At 62.2% G+C, this 17,470-nt stretch carries 14 protein-coding genes; all 14 read left to right on the plus strand.

Going from position 1 to position 17,470, the window contains the following annotated elements; genetic code table 11:
• Nucleotide 1: 1 nt before the first annotated feature.
• The 14 genes from pseI to GXN78_RS11345 all read left to right on the plus strand — a co-directional run bounded on the left by pseI (nucleotide 2) and on the right by GXN78_RS11345 (nucleotide 17,297).
• Nucleotides 2-1,057 (plus strand): pseudaminic acid synthase, encoded by a 1,056-nt coding sequence (gene pseI / locus GXN78_RS11280; protein ID WP_106556161.1) that lies wholly within the window; start codon nucleotides 2-4, stop codon nucleotides 1,055-1,057.
• The gene (locus GXN78_RS11285; protein ID WP_146163023.1) at nucleotides 1,054-2,646 is read left to right on the plus strand and encodes a hypothetical protein; all 1,593 of its coding nucleotides are present in this window, start codon (nucleotides 1,054-1,056) and stop codon (nucleotides 2,644-2,646) included. Before pseI ends, GXN78_RS11285 begins: the two co-directional genes overlap by 4 nt.
• A gap of 134 nt (nucleotides 2,647-2,780) precedes the next feature.
• Complete coding sequence (locus GXN78_RS11290) at nucleotides 2,781-4,049, plus strand: hypothetical protein (RefSeq protein ID WP_106556159.1); 1,269 nt, start codon at nucleotides 2,781-2,783, stop codon at nucleotides 4,047-4,049.
• Between the two features lie 46 nt (nucleotides 4,050-4,095).
• Nucleotides 4,096-4,902 carry a glycosyltransferase family 2 protein gene (locus GXN78_RS11295; protein WP_239142818.1) on the plus strand — a complete coding sequence of 269 codons (807 nt, stop codon included), beginning with the start codon at nucleotides 4,096-4,098 and terminating at the stop codon, nucleotides 4,900-4,902.
• Between the two features lie 27 nt (nucleotides 4,903-4,929).
• Nucleotides 4,930-5,658, plus strand: a complete 729-nt coding sequence (locus tag GXN78_RS11300; protein ID WP_239142670.1) for a class I SAM-dependent methyltransferase — start codon at nucleotides 4,930-4,932, stop codon at nucleotides 5,656-5,658.
• A 4-nt stretch (nucleotides 5,659-5,662) separates the two neighbouring features.
• Entirely contained in the window at nucleotides 5,663-6,826 is a 1,164-nt protein-coding gene (locus GXN78_RS11305) for a DegT/DnrJ/EryC1/StrS family aminotransferase (protein WP_106556156.1), read from the plus strand.
• Nucleotides 6,826-7,443 (plus strand): sugar transferase, encoded by a 618-nt coding sequence (locus GXN78_RS11310; protein ID WP_106556155.1) that lies wholly within the window; start codon nucleotides 6,826-6,828, stop codon nucleotides 7,441-7,443. The genes GXN78_RS11305 and GXN78_RS11310 overlap by 1 nt, the downstream gene beginning before the upstream one ends.
• Nucleotides 7,444-7,914: 471 nt before the next feature.
• Nucleotides 7,915-9,276 carry an IS1380 family transposase gene (locus GXN78_RS11315; RefSeq protein WP_106561504.1) on the plus strand — a complete coding sequence of 454 codons (1,362 nt, stop codon included), beginning with the start codon at nucleotides 7,915-7,917 and terminating at the stop codon, nucleotides 9,274-9,276.
• Between the two features lie 254 nt (nucleotides 9,277-9,530).
• Nucleotides 9,531-10,121 (plus strand): GspH/FimT family pseudopilin, encoded by a 591-nt coding sequence (locus GXN78_RS11320; RefSeq protein WP_106556154.1) that lies wholly within the window; start codon nucleotides 9,531-9,533, stop codon nucleotides 10,119-10,121.
• 10 nt (nucleotides 10,122-10,131) lie between these two features.
• A complete protein-coding gene (pilV, locus tag GXN78_RS11325; protein WP_181360526.1) occupies nucleotides 10,132-10,716 on the plus strand; it encodes a type IV pilus modification protein PilV in 585 nt (194 codons plus the stop codon).
• Nucleotides 10,713-11,627: a PilW family protein gene (locus tag GXN78_RS11330; protein WP_106556153.1), complete on the plus strand. Its 915-nt coding sequence runs from the start codon at nucleotides 10,713-10,715 to the stop codon at nucleotides 11,625-11,627. Before pilV ends, GXN78_RS11330 begins: the two co-directional genes overlap by 4 nt.
• A 2-nt stretch (nucleotides 11,628-11,629) precedes the next feature.
• On the plus strand, nucleotides 11,630-12,184 hold the full coding sequence (locus GXN78_RS11335) for a PilX N-terminal domain-containing pilus assembly protein (RefSeq protein ID WP_258186976.1): 555 nt from the start codon (nucleotides 11,630-11,632) through the stop codon (nucleotides 12,182-12,184).
• A complete protein-coding gene (locus tag GXN78_RS11340) occupies nucleotides 12,181-16,839 on the plus strand; it encodes a PilC/PilY family type IV pilus protein (RefSeq protein ID WP_146163021.1) in 4,659 nt (1,552 codons plus the stop codon). The genes GXN78_RS11335 and GXN78_RS11340 overlap by 4 nt, the downstream gene beginning before the upstream one ends.
• A gap of 20 nt (nucleotides 16,840-16,859) precedes the next feature.
• Nucleotides 16,860-17,297, plus strand: a complete 438-nt coding sequence (locus GXN78_RS11345; RefSeq protein WP_106556150.1) for a type IV pilin protein — start codon at nucleotides 16,860-16,862, stop codon at nucleotides 17,295-17,297.
• The last annotated feature ends 173 nt before the right edge of the window (nucleotides 17,298-17,470 follow it).

Genomic DNA, 17,470 nt, shown 5'->3' on the forward strand with positions numbered 1-17,470 from the left:
GATGGCGACAACAGCCGGATTTGAATTGGGCGGGTGGCGTATCGGCGCGGATGCCCCGCCCTTCGTGATCGCCGAGATGTCGGCGAACCACAACGGCAGTCTAGATGTAGCCCTCCAACTGATTGACGCGGCGAAGGCCGCCGGAGCGAACGCGGTCAAGATCCAGACCTACCGGCCGGACACGATCACGCTCGACAGCGACAGGCCCGATTTCCATATCACCAGCGGCCCATGGGCGGGGCGCACACTGCATCAGCTCTACGATTGGGCGCACACGCCTTGGGAATGGCACCGGCCACTTTTCGATCATGCGAACGCGCGCGGACTCACGATTTTCAGTTCTCCTTTTGACACCACGGCCGTAGATCTGTTGGAATCACTCGGCGCGCCCGCCTACAAGATCGCCTCGTTCGAGGCAATCGACCTGCCGCTAATCCGCTATGTCGCGGCGACCGGCAAGCCGATGATCATTTCGACTGGCCTGGCGGATGCTGACGAGATAGGAGAGGCCGTCGAAGCGGCGCGTTCGGGCGGATGCAGGCAGCTCGCGTTGCTGCATTGCGTCAGCGGCTATCCGGCACCGGCTGCCGACTACAACTTGCGCACGATCCCTGACATGATCGCGCGCTGGGGCCTCACGGTCGGGCTTTCGGATCACACCCTCGACAACACGACTGCACTGGCGAGCATTGCGCTCGGCGCATCGCTGATCGAAAAGCATTTCACGCTCGACCGATCGAGGGGCGGGCCAGACGACAGCTTCTCGCTCGAGCCAGCCGAGTTGGCAGCGCTCTGTCGCGATAGCCGCACCGCGTGGGAGTCGCTCGGTCAGATCGACTACAGCCGTAAGCCGAGCGAAGCAGGAAACCTCAAGTTCCGCCGCTCTCTGTATTTCGTCAGGGCACTGAAGGCGGGCGAAACCATCAGCGCCGATGCAGTGCGCAGCGTCCGCCCAGGCTATGGCTTGGCACCTAAATATCTGGATGCCGTACTCGGTCGCACCGTTGCGTGCGACGTCGAGTTCGGCACACCGGTGAGCTGGAAGTCACTTCAATGACGCCGGGGACGATGAGGATCGGCTTCACCTCGATCTATTCGTGGCGTCCGCATGTCGAGCATCTGGCCTTTCTCGCGCGCATGGTCGAGAAGGCGGGACACGAGGCCCACTTCCTCACCTGCGATGCAGATCTCGACAACTGCTATACGCGCGAGCTGCGAAGCCGCCCCGCCTGGCAGGAATGCCTGCAGTGCCGCGTCGGAGGCATTCGCTCATACACGGCGCGCAACGTCTCATCGATCGGGCAGATGATGAAGGTCAGCGCCGCTGATATGCAGCCGGCGCCGATCGAATGGGCGCGCTCAAGCGCGAGCACCCTGGGTCGATTCGAGTCCGACACGGACTACGCAAGTGCCGAATTCCAGTCGCGCGTCGAGCGCTTGTACCCCACGGTGCAGACGAGCTACGTCGCGGCGCGTCGCTGGATTGAAAGCCGGCAGCTCGACGCAGTCTGCGTCTTCAATGGTCGGATGGACGCCACGCGCGCGATCTTCGAGGCGGCGAAGTCGCTTGGCGTGCGAGTCGTTAGCGTCGAGCGCACCTGGTTCGGCGACGGCCTGCAACTCTACCCGGATGAGCATTGCCTCGGGCTGCAGTCACTGCACCGCCTGATGCGCGAATGGCGCGACCGGCCGCTGACGCACGCCCAGGCGATTCGCGCGGCGTCGTACGCGGCCCGCCGATTCCTGCGCCTCAACCAGAAGGAATGGCGCGCCTATAACGTCGACGCCAAGATCGGCACCTGGCCGATCGCGGGGGCTCGGCGGCGCGTGTTGTTGATTCCGAGCAGCCGCAACGAGGTTTGGGGACACCCGGACTGGGCTTCGGCCTGGGGCGACGCGCTTGTCGCGTACGACGCGATCATTGAACGGCTGCAGCTCGCGCCAGAAGACCTGGTGCTGCGTTGCCACCCCAACTGGGGTGAACGTATTGGCGTTGCCGGTGGCGAGAAGAGCGAGCGACACTACAGCCAATGGGCTTTGCAACGTGGCATCCACACGATTGCGAGCCGCGACTCTGCAAGCACACTCGGGCTGATGGAACAGTGTGACGCCCTCGTCGTGGCTAATGGCAGCGCCGTGCTCGAGGCGGGCATGCTCGGCAAGCAGGTCATTGCCGTCGCGCCGTCGTTCTTCAATGATGCGGGCATTCGCGACGACGCCACCTCGCCCGCCGCACTGCAGACTCTACGAATGCACGCAGACCTGTCTGAGCCGGAGCGCCACGCTGAGCAGCGTCGCCTGCAACGCCAGACCTTACGCTTCGCGTACACCATGGTCCACCGCGTGCCGCAGTACACGGAGGCCGTGAAGGCTGATGCGACGACCCGCTTCCGTTACGACTTCGATGCCGACCCAAAGCGATTCATCGAACTACTACGCAGCGGCGTGCTGCGCGCCGACGACGAGACCCATGCATCCGATGCCCATGACGAAGACGGCGTGCTGGCGCGCGTCACTGCGCGGGACTGGCAGGGCCTACTCGATGCGCTCGAGCCGCACGAACTCGCGTTGCAGCCGTTGAATCGACGCTTCCCTTTTCAGCCGCTCGACGCCATCCGGCAGCGCATGCCTGTGGGCGATCGTTGATTGATCATGGATCGCTGGAACCTCCGACACTGTGGCGATGCAGAGGTAGCACGCACTATCCGCATGTTCGATCACGGCGTGATGCACGACCGCCGCGCTCCGAACGGCTTGCGGATGAGTGCGTAACCCGGACCATGCGCTTGCCCCTGCTGTCGCCGAGTCGCATCCGACAACTTTGGTATGTGCCGCTTCTGGCTCTCTCGATGGGTCTGATGATGTTGCGCATCCTGGTAATGGCACGGCTGCTTGACGTCCACGCCTTTGCCGAATTTAGCGGCGGCATTCTCATCTCAAGTACTTTTTGCATGATTGGCTCTCTTGGTCTGCAATCCATGCTGCAGCGCGAATGGCCGGTGAATCTCGTGCGACGTCAGGAACTGCGGGGGCTCGTGCGAGCGGCGCAGTGCAATCTCATCGCGCTCGGCTGCGGTCTCATTGCGCTGGTGGGGATAGCGTTCAAGATACTGCCTTCAGGAACGACGTCGGCCCTGCTGGGTGTCGGCTTGCTGCACGGCGTGTCTCAGCAATGGTTCCTGGTTGCGACTGTCGAGAGTCGGAGCCGAGGAGATGTGCTTCGGTTTGCGATTCAGAACTTGCTCCGCGCAGTTGCAGCCTTCGCATTGAGCGTCGCCGCGGCGCTCTGGACCGGCTCCGCAGAACTGGCGTTGGCCATCGATGCTTTGGTCACAATCGCACTGTCGCTGGGCTTCTTCCAGTGCGCACTCGCCCGCGTTCGGTTCGGGTCGCTTGCAGTCTATCTACTGGCGATTCGCCGACTGCGGCTCGTACGCTGGAACTCAGCCTTGACCATGATGCTCATCATGGTCATTGGATTCGGGTTGCTGAACGCCGACCGCTGGGTGGCATCCGATCGTCTTGACGTAGAGGGCTTTGCCCATTACTCCTTCGCCTGGATCGTGCTGTCCATCTCCCAATCGGCCCAAGCGGTAGTCAATGCATCGGTCTATCCTCTGTTGGCGCGGCGTTTTGCAGAACACGGATGCAGAGTTGCGTTCGGCGTCTGCTTGCGCGTCTCGATGGCCATCCTGATAGTCGGTGCCGTGACGGCCGTTCCACTGTATTTGATACTTGACTACGGAATTGACCGCTGGTATCCGCGCTACGGCGACGCGCGTGCGCTGATTCCGCTCTTCCTCGCGATCGCTGTACTGCGCGTCTCTGATTTCTGGACGAGCTTCCTGTTGATTGCCGGCCTCGAGGCACAACTGCTCAAGCTCAATGTTTGCGCGATGGCGTTCGGCCTGCTGGGCTGGCTGGGTCTCGTGCGATTCTGGAATGTCGAGCCGATGACACTTCACCAGGTGAGTTGGCTGGCTGCGTTGCTGACGCTCGGTGCGTACGTGACAGCCGCGGAAGCATCGCGGCGAGCGAGACACGGATGATGCGTCCGCAAAGACTCATTTTTTGGATCGCGCGGCCTTGAACGCTGTGGCCACATCGTCAATTCACGTCTCGGTCATCATTCCGTGCTTCAACGCAGCCCGGTTCATCGCCGAGACCATCGAGTCGGTTTTGGCACAGACCTATTCGAGCTTCGAGTTGATGGTAGTCGACGACAAGTCAACGGATGGGTCTGCCGAGCTTGTCGAGAGCTACGCTCGGACCGACCCACGCATCAGGCTCATTCGGATGCAAAAAAATGCTGGCGCGCCCGCAGCGCCGCGAAATCTGGGCCTGGTCGAGGCACGCGGCGAATGGGTCGCCTTTCTTGATGCCGACGACCTCTGGCACCCGCGCAAGCTCGAACTGCAGATGCAGGCATTGAACGCACACGGCGCTTTGATGTGTAGCACGCAGATGAAGGATTTTCGCGATGGCGATCAGGTCGTTTTCGAACCGCCGCCGGTTCCGCTGCCGATCGGCCGCGTCACGCTGACGCAGCAGTTGCTCAAGTACCGCACGCCGACTTCGAGCATCGTCGCCAGCCGCGAGTTCATGCGTCGACACCCGTTCAACGAAGAGCCGACCTACAAGGCACGCGAGGACACCGATTGCTTCATCCGCGTCCACGAGGATATGCCGTTCAGCATCAAGATCATTCATCCGCTGGTCTTCTATCGACAGCAGGCCAACCAAATCTCCGGAAACAAGTGGAAGATGGTGGGGCGGCATCTAACGATGCTGAAGAGATACCGTCTCAGGTCGGGAGAGGGCTTGGGCGCGATGGCCTACGTCTACACTTTTACGCATTTCCTCGCATCGATCTACCTGCGCTTGATTCGCAGAATGCTGTAGCGCACTGTCACTGTGAGACCACGAGCCATGGAAACCATGCCGAACGACCTAGATCCCGAACCGAAGGCCGAGGCGCTGGCGGTTGCGGAGCGCTATGCGCGCAGAAAGCCGGGCGATCTCTACAGCATCCTGCGCCCGGAAGTGGTGCTGAGCACCCAGGAATGGCAAAGAGAAATGCTGTTCATGTTCGGCTCGGTATGCGGCTACACGCAAGGCGACCTGCGCGGCCTGAAATTGGTGGATGTAGGCTGCGGCTACGGTGGACACCTGCTTGACTTCCTGCGCTTCGGTTTTGCGCCGCAAAACCTCTATGGCATTGAACTGTTGCCCGAGCGCGTCGCCGGCGCACGCGCTGGGCTGCCGGATGCAGTGAAGGTGTACGAAGGCGATGCCAGCACGGCCGACGTGGCGCCCGCAAGCCGGGATATCGTGTTCCAGTCCGTCGTGTTTTCCTCGTTGCTGGACGACGCCTTCCAGGAGGACCTCGCCGATCGAATGTGGTCGTGGGTGCGCCCGGGCGGCGGGGTGTTGTGGTACGACTTCGTCTATGGCAATCCTTCCAACAGCGACGTGCGCGGAGTGCCGGTACAGCGCGTGAGGGCGCTGTTTCCGAACGGGCGCATGACCATGCGCCGCGTGACACTAGCACCTCCGATCAGCCGCCGCGTCTGCCGTTTTCATCCTGCCGCCTATCATCTCTTCAACCTCATGCCATTCCTGCGCACACATGCATTGTGCTGGATCGCTAAAGATTGACGCTATGTCAAATCACCTTCCATTTCTCCCGTTTGCGCTACCCGAAATTGGCGAGGAAGAGATCGCCGAGGTGGTCGATACGCTGCGTTCGGGTTGGCTCACTACCGGCCCGAAAGCAAAGCGTTTCGAAGTCGAATTCGCTGCCTTCCTCGGCGACCCGGCGCTGCATTGCATGGGGGTCAATTCCGCCACCGCTGGGCTACACCTTGCGCTCGAAGCGTTGGGCATCGGTCCTGGCGACGAGGTGATCACGACCACTCACACTTTTACCGCTACGGCCGAAGTGGTGCGGTATCTCGGTGCAGACACGGTACTGGTCGACATCGATCCCGACACGCTCTGCATTGATGTATCGGCGGCAGAAGCGGCCATCACGCCGCGGACCAAAGCCATCATCCCGGTGCACTTCGGCGGCTTGGCGGCTGACATGCAAAGCCTACTCGCACTTGCCGAGAGGCGTGGGCTGAAGATCGTGGAGGACGCGGCCCATGCATTGCCTGCCACTTCTGGTGGCCGAGTGATCGGCACATTGGGATCCGACATCACCGTCTTCAGCTTTTACGCCAACAAGACGATCACGACCGGAGAGGGAGGCATGGTCGTTACCCGCGACAGCGCTCTGGCCGAGCGCATGAAGGTCATGCGTCTGCACGGGATCAACCGCGACGCCTTCGATCGCTTCCGGTCAAAGGCTCCCTCCTGGTACTACGAGGTGATCGCTCCAGGCTTCAAGTACAACCTCACGGACATTGCCGCTGCGATCGGGCTGGTGCAGTTGACCAAGCTGCAGCGTTTCCTCGAGCGTCGACAGTACTTGGCAGCGCGTTACCACGACGCGCTTCGCTCATTACCGCTGATCCTTCCGGCGAATCCTTCGAACGGTGATGTCCACGCATGGCATCTCTATGTCATTCGCTTAGCTTCAGTTGCCAAGGTAACGCGAGACGAACTGATACAGGCGCTCTCGGAGCGTGGCATTGGCACCAGCGTGCACTATATTCCGCTGCATCGCCAGCCTTACTGGCGCGATCGCTACCGGCTCGCTCCCGAGATGTTTCCGCACTCCGACGCGGCTTACCAGTCGATGGTGAGCATTCCCCTTTTCACCGCGATGACCGATGGGGACCAAGACCGGGTGATTGCCGCATTGCACGAGGCGTTGGGCTGATGGTCAAGCGGGTGTTTGACATCATATTTGCGCTGTGCGCCTTGGTGATAGCGGCACCGCTGCTTGTAGGCATCGCGCTATGGATCAAACTGGATTCGCGTGGCTCCATCCTATTTCGACAAGAGCGCGTTGGCTTGCGAGGTCGATCCTTCTTTATCTGCAAGTTTCGAACCATGCGATTTGACCCTGCCGAGGGCGGTCTGCAGATCACGATTGGGGCCGACCCGCGCATCACACGAGCAGGAACATTCCTGCGCCGCTACAAGCTCGACGAACTCCCGCAGTTCGTCAATGTACTGATTGGCCACATGAGTGTGGTCGGACCAAGGCCGGAGGTGCCACGGTATGTCGCGCTGTACCCGAACGAAACAAGAGACCTGATTTTGAGCGTGAGGCCAGGTATCACAGACCTTGCTTCGATCGCCTACAGAAACGAAAGCATGGATCTTGCTGCGGTAGGAGATCCAGAGGAGCTCTATATCCGAGCGATCTTGCCGGCCAAGCTGGAGCATTGCTGTCAGTATGTTCGGGAACAGAGTTTGTTGCTCGATTTGGTTATTGTGTGGCGGACGGCGGTCGCGATCTTTGCAAAAGGTTCGCCACGGCGCTCGGGCTAGTGAGCCGTGGAATGCGGGCATCGATCTCCGACGCAACCGATGGAGCAGGCGAAGCCTCGATCCCCGTTTGGACTTCTGGTCTGGTCGCAGCCAGCGGGTCCACCCCAGCGGCCATCGGCTCTAGGCACCAACGCAACAATGCAGCACCGGTCCGGTGCAAATAGCCCCTTGGCCCCGCGTAACGATGTGAGTGCCCCAGTCCTTGCGCCCAGTAAGACTCAGTCCTACCAAGCCTCGGCAGCGCAAACACATCCACAATCAAATTGATCGACGAACGGACGAACGGCCCCGCGTGGCGGCTGAGCGGCACTCAATACTCGCCAGATTTCGTGACAATTCCCTGGATCCGTGAGCTCACGAGCGAAAGTGATTCACCCTGCGGGTGCGGGCGATTCGAGGTAGTTTGGTAAACGCGAGACAGGTGCAGGGCGTTCATGCTGCTGTTGCAAACGCAGTATCCGATTCCCTTCAATGCGCCCCTTCATCGTCAAGCAACTCGACTACGACCTCACCCCGGTAGCCGGTCTGGCGCTGGTGGGTCATCATCTGAATCGACTCGCACCGGTATTCAAGCAGCTCGATGACGCCTTGCCCGTTCGAAATGGCGTTGCCAACAGCGACATTCTGCGCAGCTACCTGGGCCTGCTGGTACAGGGCAAGAGCGACTTCGATGCGATCGAGAACTTCCGCGGCGATGCCTTCTTCAAGCAGGCGCTGGGCATCAAGCTGTTGCCCTCCAGCCCGACGCTGCGCCAGCGCATGGACGCCCGCGCGGACGAACTGTTTGACTTCCTGCCGACGCTGATCGAGACGCTGCTGTACGGCGCGCGAGTCGACTATGGCGTCTTGCCTTGCGGCTGGCTGGCGCTGGACGTGGACACCTTCGCCATGAACAACGGCGGCACTGCCAAGGACGGCGTAGGTCGTACCTACACGGGGGTCGATGGCTACTGCCCGCTGGCCGCGTACCTGGGCTCGCACGGGTTCTGCCTTGAGTTGGCGCTGCGCCCCGGCGTGCAGCATTCGGCGTCGGAGACGCAATTCAACTTCGAGCGTGTGATCCCGATGGCGCAGCGCCTGAGTGCGGCGGGTCCGAAGGCGCCGATCCTGGCGCGCCTGGATTCCGGCTTCGACTCGGCGGCGCTGATGCGCGAGATCGAGTCGTACAACCGTGCAGGTGTGCCGCAGCTGGACTGGCTGATCAAGTGGAACCCGCGCACGACCAACGTGGCGGCGCTGGCCGAGCGGCTTGAGGCCGACGCCACCACGCTCTGGGAGCATCCCCGCGCGGGCAAACGTGTGACGCTGTGGGAACAGGCGCTGGAGATCGAAGGCATCGAGCGGCCGCTGCGCCGCGTGCTGCGCCTGACCGAGCGCACCATCGATGCGCAGGGCCAGTTGTTGATCGAGCCCAAGCTCACGTTGGATGGCTGGACCACGAGCCTGAGCGCCAAACAGTTCGATGGGAAGGCCATCATCGCGCTGTACGCCGACCACGGCACGCACGAGCAGTTCCACTCCGAATTCAAGACCGACCTCGATCTGGAGCGGCTGCCCTCGGGCAAGTTCAGTACCAACTACCTGGTGTGCGAGCTCGCCGCGCTGGCCATGAATATCCTGCGCCTGATGGGCCAGGCCGGGCTGCTGGGGTCCGATGCGCCCGTGCGCCATGCGGCCAAACGCAGGCGCATCAAGACGGTGATGCAGGAACTCATCTACCGCGCCGGCCGTCTCATCGAGCATGGCCGGCGCATCATCCTCGGGCTGGGCGCCAACGATCGCGCGGCCAAGGCCTTCCAGCGGCTGCACGGCGAACTGCTGACCAGCTGCTGAGCGCAGCCGGCCTATCACCGGCCTCATTCACGCACTCACGAATCCAGAAAATCGCATCCGAGCGAGGTTGCGGCGTGGGCCAGTCGCACCCATCTCAACGCAAGTCGATCGCCGAGTCGTGATGGCGACGACTTCATCGCGTCGATCTCGGCACCGCCAAGCATCGGGCAGTCGAATGGCTCGGTCACAGTGCGACAAAGCACCCGGGATCGGTCCGCAGAGCATTGGGGCTCACGGATTCAGGAATTCGTCACATGTCTGTCGAATCCTCACTCGCCCGGAACCGCGCGTCTGGCTACGCCAGGGGATTTACCTTGGTCGAGCTTCTTGTGACGATCGTGGTTCTGGGTTTGCTGCTTACTTTGGCACTACCCGGCATGAGCGACTTCTTGGTGGGCAATCGACTCTCCACGAACGTCAATGGCTTCATCGGCTTGGTCAACTATGCACGAAGCGAGGCCATCGTCCGGAACCAGGACGTGGTGATCTGCCCGAAGAATTCCAGCACCATCGCATGCGTTTCCCAAACCGGCTGGAACACCCTCGACATCCAGGCTTTTGTGGATGAGAACGGCAATGGCGATCGCGACGCCACGGAGGTTTTGCTCAAGACCATCGCGGCCGTGGATCCGGGCGATGCCCAAACGGGCTTCGACAGCTCTGCCGCCGCCAGCAAGGTGATCTTCGGCAGCGCAGGGTTCGCCCGCACGGCGCTGTCTTTCAAGATCTACGCCAAATCGTCGGATTCAGCCTATCAAGCCCGCTTCGGGCGAACGGTCTGCGTCAGCAAGGCCGGTCGCGTTCGCGTCGCCGCCTACACCGTGACGAGCTGCCCCGACTTCTAGGAATGTGGACATGGCCATGAGCATCCCGCACCGCTCCAGATCCCAACAGGGCGCCACGCTGATCGAGGCGCTTGTTTCCATCCTCATCATGTCGTTCGGGCTGCTCGGCCTCGCAGGTCTGCAGGCCGGCGCCCTGGGGTTCCAGAAGTCGGCATGGTCCACCCACCGCGTCGCCGAATTCACCGGCAACTTCGGCGAGCGCGTGCGAGCGAATCCCAAGGCGGTCGACGCCGACTATCAATACACGGCCAACTACACGACAGGCAAAGCGGCGACTTTGACCAAGTTGAACTGCCGCACCTCCACGACAGCCTGCACGGCCGCGCAGGTCGCTGCCGACGACCTCGCCGATCTGCTGCAGAAAGCGCAAGACTCATTGCCTCAGGGCTCGATGCAGATCACAGGGACGATCACGAACGGGTTCGTCATCACAGCGCTGTACTTCGACAAGGACTTTCTGAAAGCCGATGGCACCCTGGATGCGTCGGCGACCTGCACAGCAACCACGACCGGGCTGAACTGGCGCAACTGCTGCCCCGATACCGCATCGGCTCCGGCTGGTGTGCGCTGCCGTCGCTTCACGATCATCCCTTGATCAAGGCTCCGCTCATGCCAACCCCTCGCTCCCCTCGCGGCCGGAACCGCGGCGTCACGCTGATCGAACTGATGGTCGGCGTCACGATCGGATTGGTCCTGGTCATCATCGCCTCATCCGTTTATCTGTACTCCAAGCAGTCCTACAACGCCGTCTCCGAAAACTCGCAGATGGAAGAGAACGGCCGCTTTGCACTGGATCTGCTCACCAAGTACATCCAGAGCTCCGGGTTTGCCATGGTGGATCCCACGGCGCCGGGGCCCCAACTGCCGTTGGAAGACAAGCTGGCGGGTTGCGAGTTCGGCTACACCAATGCGACTGCGCCGACGACGCTTGCCAACCTTGCGTGCCGCACCGCAACCCCCACAGGGGAGCGGAAGTCCGCTTCCATCTTCTCCCGCTACGAGACGGACCAGTTCGCTTCGTCGACCGGCAAGCAGCAAGGCTATGGTTGCACCAACGAGGCAGCGGCCAGCAAGCAGGTGAGCGGCGTCCAGACCTACGAGGTGCGTTCCTATTTTTTTGTTTCGTACGTGACCGCTCAAACGCCCTCCGGCACCAAGTCGATGGGACAGTTGAGCTGCGTTTCTGACAGCACAGCTGTTATCGACGGCGTCCTCGGCACCGTCGCCCTGCAAGTCCAGCCGCTGGTCCCGGGCATCGAGCAGATCTACGTCGGCTACATCTCCGCGGCCGGCAAGCTCAGCACGACGCCCCCCACGACCGCCGCTGCATGGAAGGATGTTGCGGCGATCGAGTTGTGCGTGCTGGCGAGAACGGTGCAGGCATCGGGCAACGACACCACCACCCAATTCACCGATTGCTATGGAACGGCCATCACTGCCGGCTCATCCGAAAGCTACCGCGCCCTTCGTACCACGGTCGCGCTGCGAAACACCGCCACGCTATGAAAATGCCAAGCCCTTCGATTCGCCCCTGCGTCGGCGGCCCATCGAGCCAGCGTGGCATCTCGCTCTTCATTGTCATGATCTTCCTGGTCATCCTGAGCGTGATCGGCGTGACGGCCATTCAAAGCTCGACCTTCTCCGCCCGCATCGCCGGCAATGAGGCCGACCGCACCTTGGCCTTCCAGGCCGCGGAGTCCGCGCTGCGGGATGCCGAGAAGGACATCAACGGCTCGTGCGTGGCCGCCAATTGCCGGAGCACGCCCATCTCCCCGGAAGCGGCGGACATTTTTGCCGCGACCTGCGCGCTGGGCCTGTGCCTGCCCAATAGCACGGCGCCCGTCTGGGAGACCAAGGCCAACTGGACGACCTCCGGCCGAGCGGCAAGCTATGGGACCTATACAGGGGCCACTGCCTTGCCCGTGGTCTCGCAGCAGCCCCAATACCTCATCGAGTACTTCAAGCTCGGTGAAACCTTTATCTACCGCGTGACCGCCGTTGGCTACGGCGCCAACAGCTCGACTCAAGTCATGCTGCAAACCTCTGTGAAGGCATTGAAATGATGGCTCGAAACTTTCAGTCGTTGAGCCGCTGGATCGGCGCTCTTCTGCTCGCAGCAAGCAGCCTGATCGCAACGTCGACGCAGGCGGTCAATCTCACGCCGCTGCCCCCGTATCTCACGGAGACCAAGGGCTCTCCGATGGTGATGCTCAACCTGTCGCGCGACCATCAGCTTTCCTACAAGGCTTACAACGAGTTCTCCGACCTCGACGGCGACGGGACGATCGAGACGCAGTACAGCCACGCCTACAGCTATTACGGCTACTTCGACAGCGAACGCTGCTACACCTACAGCACCGTGGCCAACACCTACGTGCCCTCGCGGAAGGTGAATTCGACGACGCGCTACTGCAACTATGGTGGCGCGATCGTCAACGAGTGGAGCGGCAACTTCCTGAACTGGGCAACGATGACCCGGATGGATGTGGTTCGACGCATCCTCTACGGCGGCATGCGGAGCACGGACAGCGACACATCGACCGTGCTCGAGCGCGCGCATCTGCCGACCGACGCTCACGCGTTCGCGAAGTACTACAACAACACCGACATCGCGCAGCTGACGCCGTTCTCGGGAACCAACGAAATCACGATTTGCAATGCCACGTTCCGCAACGGCTCGACGAACCGTTACTCGCACGACCCCGTTGGCCCGCCGGCCATGCTGGTCGCGAACGGCAACTTCTCGTTGTGGAACTCGAATGAGCGTTGGCAGTGCTACTGGTCGGAAGACAAGGGCGCGAGTAACGGGAACAACTCCACCATCACAGGCCTGAGCGCGGCCGGCAGCAACCCATCCCGCGCGACCTATGGCCTCGGAACGGGCCTGGCGAAGGGCACCTACACCCTCAGGGTCGAAGTCTGCAGGACCGGGCTCGACGGCGCGGCGACGGGTGTTGCCTCGTTCACCACCGACGAAGGCAGCCGCTGCAAGCTCTATCCGTCGGGGGTGTACAAGCCGGTCGGCTTGCTGCAGAAGTACGGCGAGCGCAACGAAGCCGCATTCGGCTTGATCACGGGGAGCTACTCCAAGAACATCTCCGGCGGGGTGCTGCGCAAGAATGTTTCATCCTTCGCGCCCGAGGTGAACGTCGACACCGGGCAGTTCAACGCGGTCGACGGCATCGTCTCGACGATGAACAAGCTACGGATCTACGGCTATGACTACGAGGATGGAACGTATACAGCCGGTGGTGGCGACAACTGCAATTTCGGCTTGATCGGCCTGACGGAAGGACAGTGCGGAAGCTGGGGCAATCCGATCGGCGAGATGTATCTCGAGTCTCTTCGCTACCTGGCAGGCGCATCGGCGGCAACCTCGGCCTTCAATACCACCGGGGGCAAGGATGCCGCGCTGGGTTTGACGGTCGCCACCTGGTCCGACCCCTTTGCCTCATCGACCGTTGCTTCATTCGGCGATCGCACCTGCCGGCGCTCGAGCGTGATCAATTTCAACGCCAGCGTCAGCTCCTATGACAACGATCAGTGGGCCAGCGCAAATGGCGTCGCCGGGCTGACGGACGCCATCGTCACCTCGCGCACGAACGACATCGGCACTGCGGAAGGTCTCTACGCGACCGGCAAGAAATGGTCGATCGGCCGGACGGCGACGGACACCAACAATCTGTGCAACGACAAGTCCATGAGTGCGCTGGCAACCAGCGCCGGGATTTGTCCCGAGGCGCCGACGGGCTACGGCGGCTTCAAGATGGCTGGCGCGGCACAGTATGCGCATACCAATCGCATCAGGACGGACATCACTGCGCCCACCTCCAACACGCGAGCCTTCAAGGTGGATACCTATGGCGTCGCGCTGGCGACTTCGACGCCCCGTATCAAGGTTCCGGTGCCCAATCAGGCGGGCAAGTACGTCGTCATTCAACCGGCCATGCGCCTGTTCTCCGGGACGGGTGGCGGCGGCGCGCTGGTCGATTTCCGAGTTGTTTCGCAGACGCCCACTTACGGCAAGTTCATCGTGCAGTGGGAAGACTCCGAACAAGGCGGTGATTACGACCAGGACATGTGGGGCACGCTCGAATACTCTGTCAGCGCGAGCGGCAACATCAGCGTCAGCACCTATGCAGCCTTCCAGTCGACGCCCTACGTCCTGGGCTTTGGCTATGCAATTGCGGGCACCAACGGCAAGGACGGCGTCCACTTCCACTCCGGGATCAACGACGCCGATTTCACCGACCCGGTGAGCATTGGTGGATTGGTCACGCCTGCTGCCAACGTCAACGCGACCGGCGGTTGCAACAATTGCAACTCCCAGCAGGCGAAGACCACGGCCGTGTACGGCATGACGGGTGTTACGGGCGAGGCGCTGCAAGACCCGATGTGGTATGCGGCCAAGTACGGCGGGTTCGACCGCACGGCGGCGCCCAGCTACACCTCCGGCTCGGTCTTGCCGACCGCCGCATGGGATGCAAAGAAGTCCGATGGTTCCGTGGGGAGCGATGGCGTTCCTGACAACTACTTCTATGCCATCGACCCCGCCGAGCTCGAACGCTCGCTGAACAACATTTTCTCGACCATCCTGCGCGCAGGCGGTGCGGCGCCCGCGGCCGCGACCACATCACGCACCCAGGCTGGCGGCTATGTGTATTCCAGTACGCACAGCATCAAGGCCAAGGTGGTCGGCGACGACGTCGACGCGGACGCCAGCGGCCAGTTCCTGCGCTACAGCTTTGCCAGCGACGGAACCGTCAACACCACGTCCGATTGGGATGCGGGTGCGCGCCTGACGGTGGACACCGGCGGTTCCGGCTGGAACACCACGCGCAAGGTTCTCTCGCTTTCCGCCACCGCACCCATTGCTTTCCGCTGGGCCAATCTGTCCACGGCTCAGAAGACAGCGCTGAGCACGAATCCGTCCACTGGCGTTGCGCTCGATCCTCTGATCACTGCGGGTATCACTGCCGGCACCAATCGGCTGAACTGGCTGCGTGGCGACAGCAGCAAGGAGACAACGCTCGGCGGCTTGCGAATCCGGCCTACGACCGTGCTCGGCGCCATCATCAACTCGACGCCGTGGTACGTTGGCCCGCCGTCGGCCGGCTATACCAACGCGCAATACGGCGGTGGCTATGGGGACTTCCGAACCACCATCACCACCGCGAACGGCGGCAACGCCCGGACCGCGGTCTTCGTGGGTGCCAACGACGGCATGCTGCATGCATTCGATGGCGCCACCGGCCGGGAGCTCTTTGCCTACGTTCCGCGCGCCATGTATACGACCAGCACGGCGGCGCCCTATTCGAAACTTGCGGCCATCACGGCCAAGGACTTCAACCTGGGCGAGAGCACGAACCGCCTGACCGTGGACGGCAGCGTGATGGCGGCCGACATCAAGCTGGGGACGACGTGGTCGACCTACCTCTTCGGCGCGTTCGGCCGCGGCGCGCGGGGCGTGTACGCGCTCGACGTGACCAAGCCCCACCTGGTGTCCGAGGCGAGCCCGAGCGACGTGGTCAAGTGGGAGTTCACCGAGGCCGCGGACAGCGACATGGGCTACATCACGGGCCGCTCCAATGGCCGCTCGAACGGGCAACCTTTCCAGACTGGCTACATGGCCAATGGCAAGTGGGCCGCCATCTATGGGAACGGCTACAACAGCACGAGCGGCAGGGCGGCGCTGTTCATCATCTTTGCGGATGGCCCTACCTCGGCTTCATCGACCACCTGGACCGCCGGAACGCAATACATCAAGATCCTGACGCCTGTGGTCACCGGCGACGGTGCCGACAACGGGCTGGCGTCTCCCACCGCCATCGACACGAACAACGATGGCACCATCGATCGCATTTACGCGGGCGACCTGAAGGGCAATGTCTGGAAGTTCGACGTCAGCAGCGCCGATCCGGCCAACTGGAAGGTGTTCAACACGACGGCAGGGGTGGGCGTTCCGCTCTACAAGGCAACCACGGTGGTCGGCACGACGACCGTGCCGCAGCCCATCACGACGCCGATCGTGCCCTTCCCGCATCCGTCGGGCGGCTACCAGTTGTTCTTCGCGACCGGCAAGTCGCTGGAGAGCACCGACTACCCGATGTCGTCCGTCTACACCAACACGATGTACGCCATCTACGACAAGCCTGGGACGACATCGACCCTGACGACCGGCAAGACGGACCTCGTGCAGCAGACCATCTCCTTTACCGACGGCGTTCGGTACATCACGAGCAACTCCGTCTCTTATGCCTCTGGAAAGCTCGGCTGGTATGCGAATCTTCCGGTGAGTTCGGAAGGCGTCGTCTTCAATCCATTCGCGGAAGACACGGCCCGGGTCAACGTTCGCTCGCTTGCGCCCTCGTCCACTTCCGATGGCTGCCGCTACGACGGCACCTCGTTCGACATGGTGCTCAATCCGATCACGGGAACGGCGATCGACCAAGCGGTGCCCGGCGTGACCACGACCGGTGCCATCGGCATGAGCAACCTGAACTACTTCGAAGGTTCGGGCGGCGGGCAGTTCCGGGTGCCCGCGTCATCCGGCGGTGGTGGTGGTGGCGGTGGCGGTAGCCCTCCACCCCTCTGTCAGGGTCTTTGCCTCTTCCGCTCGATCATCTCTGCCGGCGACGGCACGCTCAAGACGGTGGAACGCTGCGGAGCCTGTACCAGCGGGCGTCTGACCTGGCGCGAAATCTTCAGGAATCGCTGAGGTTGCAAATGAACGCGTGTATGAAAAGTCGGAAGCTGCTGAAGGGCTTCACGCTGATCGAACTGATGATCGTCGTGGCAGTGGTTGCGATCCTCGCGGCGATCGCGATCCCGTCTTATCGGGAGTACACCCGGCGATCCCAGCGGGCCGAGGCGCGCGCAGAGGTGCTGAGGGCAGAGGGCTGGCTGGAGCGCTTCTATACGGAGAACAATCGCTACAGCAACAACGCGGCGAACACCCAGAACACGGTGTTTTCCGGCATCTTCACGGGCGTGCCCGCGGGAACCACCACGCGGTACACCATCACGCTCGCGATCCAGAATGCGGGCGCGGGCTACACCATCACCGCAGCGCCGACGACCGCGGGCCCCCTGAACGGGGATGCGTGCGGTTCATATACCAAGACCAATACGGGTGCATTGGCCTACAGCGGCACCGGCTCGAGGTGTCTCAACTGAGGGTGCGCGAGCACAGCTTGCGGACAGGCCGGCACAATGCCGGCAGATGATCGTCTACCGGACAGTTTCCGATAGCTCCGCAGCGGCCGAGACGCGCGCGAAGGCACTGACCTTGCTCGGGGCCTTGCCGGTCGCCACGCCCTTTCTGTTCCCATTTGCTGCCGGGCCTTCAG

The sequence above is a fragment of the Variovorax sp. WS11 genome, from assembly GCF_010499245.1.
GTDB lineage: Bacteria > Pseudomonadota > Gammaproteobacteria > Burkholderiales > Burkholderiaceae_C > Variovorax.

Coding starts and splice junctions, on each gene's coding strand:
- pseI (WP_106556161.1), top strand. CDS start 2: ATGGCGACAACAGCCGGATTTGAATTGGGCGGGTGGCGTATCGGCGCG.
- GXN78_RS11285 (WP_146163023.1), top strand. CDS start 1,054: ATGACGCCGGGGACGATGAGGATCGGCTTCACCTCGATCTATTCGTGG.
- GXN78_RS11290 (WP_106556159.1), top strand. CDS start 2,781: ATGCGCTTGCCCCTGCTGTCGCCGAGTCGCATCCGACAACTTTGGTAT.
- GXN78_RS11300 (WP_239142670.1), top strand. CDS start 4,930: ATGGAAACCATGCCGAACGACCTAGATCCCGAACCGAAGGCCGAGGCG.
- GXN78_RS11305 (WP_106556156.1), top strand. CDS start 5,663: ATGTCAAATCACCTTCCATTTCTCCCGTTTGCGCTACCCGAAATTGGC.
- GXN78_RS11310 (WP_106556155.1), top strand. CDS start 6,826: ATGGTCAAGCGGGTGTTTGACATCATATTTGCGCTGTGCGCCTTGGTG.
- GXN78_RS11315 (WP_106561504.1), top strand. CDS start 7,915: ATGCGCCCCTTCATCGTCAAGCAACTCGACTACGACCTCACCCCGGTA.
- GXN78_RS11320 (WP_106556154.1), top strand. CDS start 9,531: ATGTCTGTCGAATCCTCACTCGCCCGGAACCGCGCGTCTGGCTACGCC.
- pilV (WP_181360526.1), top strand. CDS start 10,132: ATGGCCATGAGCATCCCGCACCGCTCCAGATCCCAACAGGGCGCCACG.
- GXN78_RS11335 (WP_258186976.1), top strand. CDS start 11,630: ATGCCAAGCCCTTCGATTCGCCCCTGCGTCGGCGGCCCATCGAGCCAG.
- GXN78_RS11340 (WP_146163021.1), top strand. CDS start 12,181: ATGATGGCTCGAAACTTTCAGTCGTTGAGCCGCTGGATCGGCGCTCTT.
- GXN78_RS11345 (WP_106556150.1), top strand. CDS start 16,860: ATGAAAAGTCGGAAGCTGCTGAAGGGCTTCACGCTGATCGAACTGATG.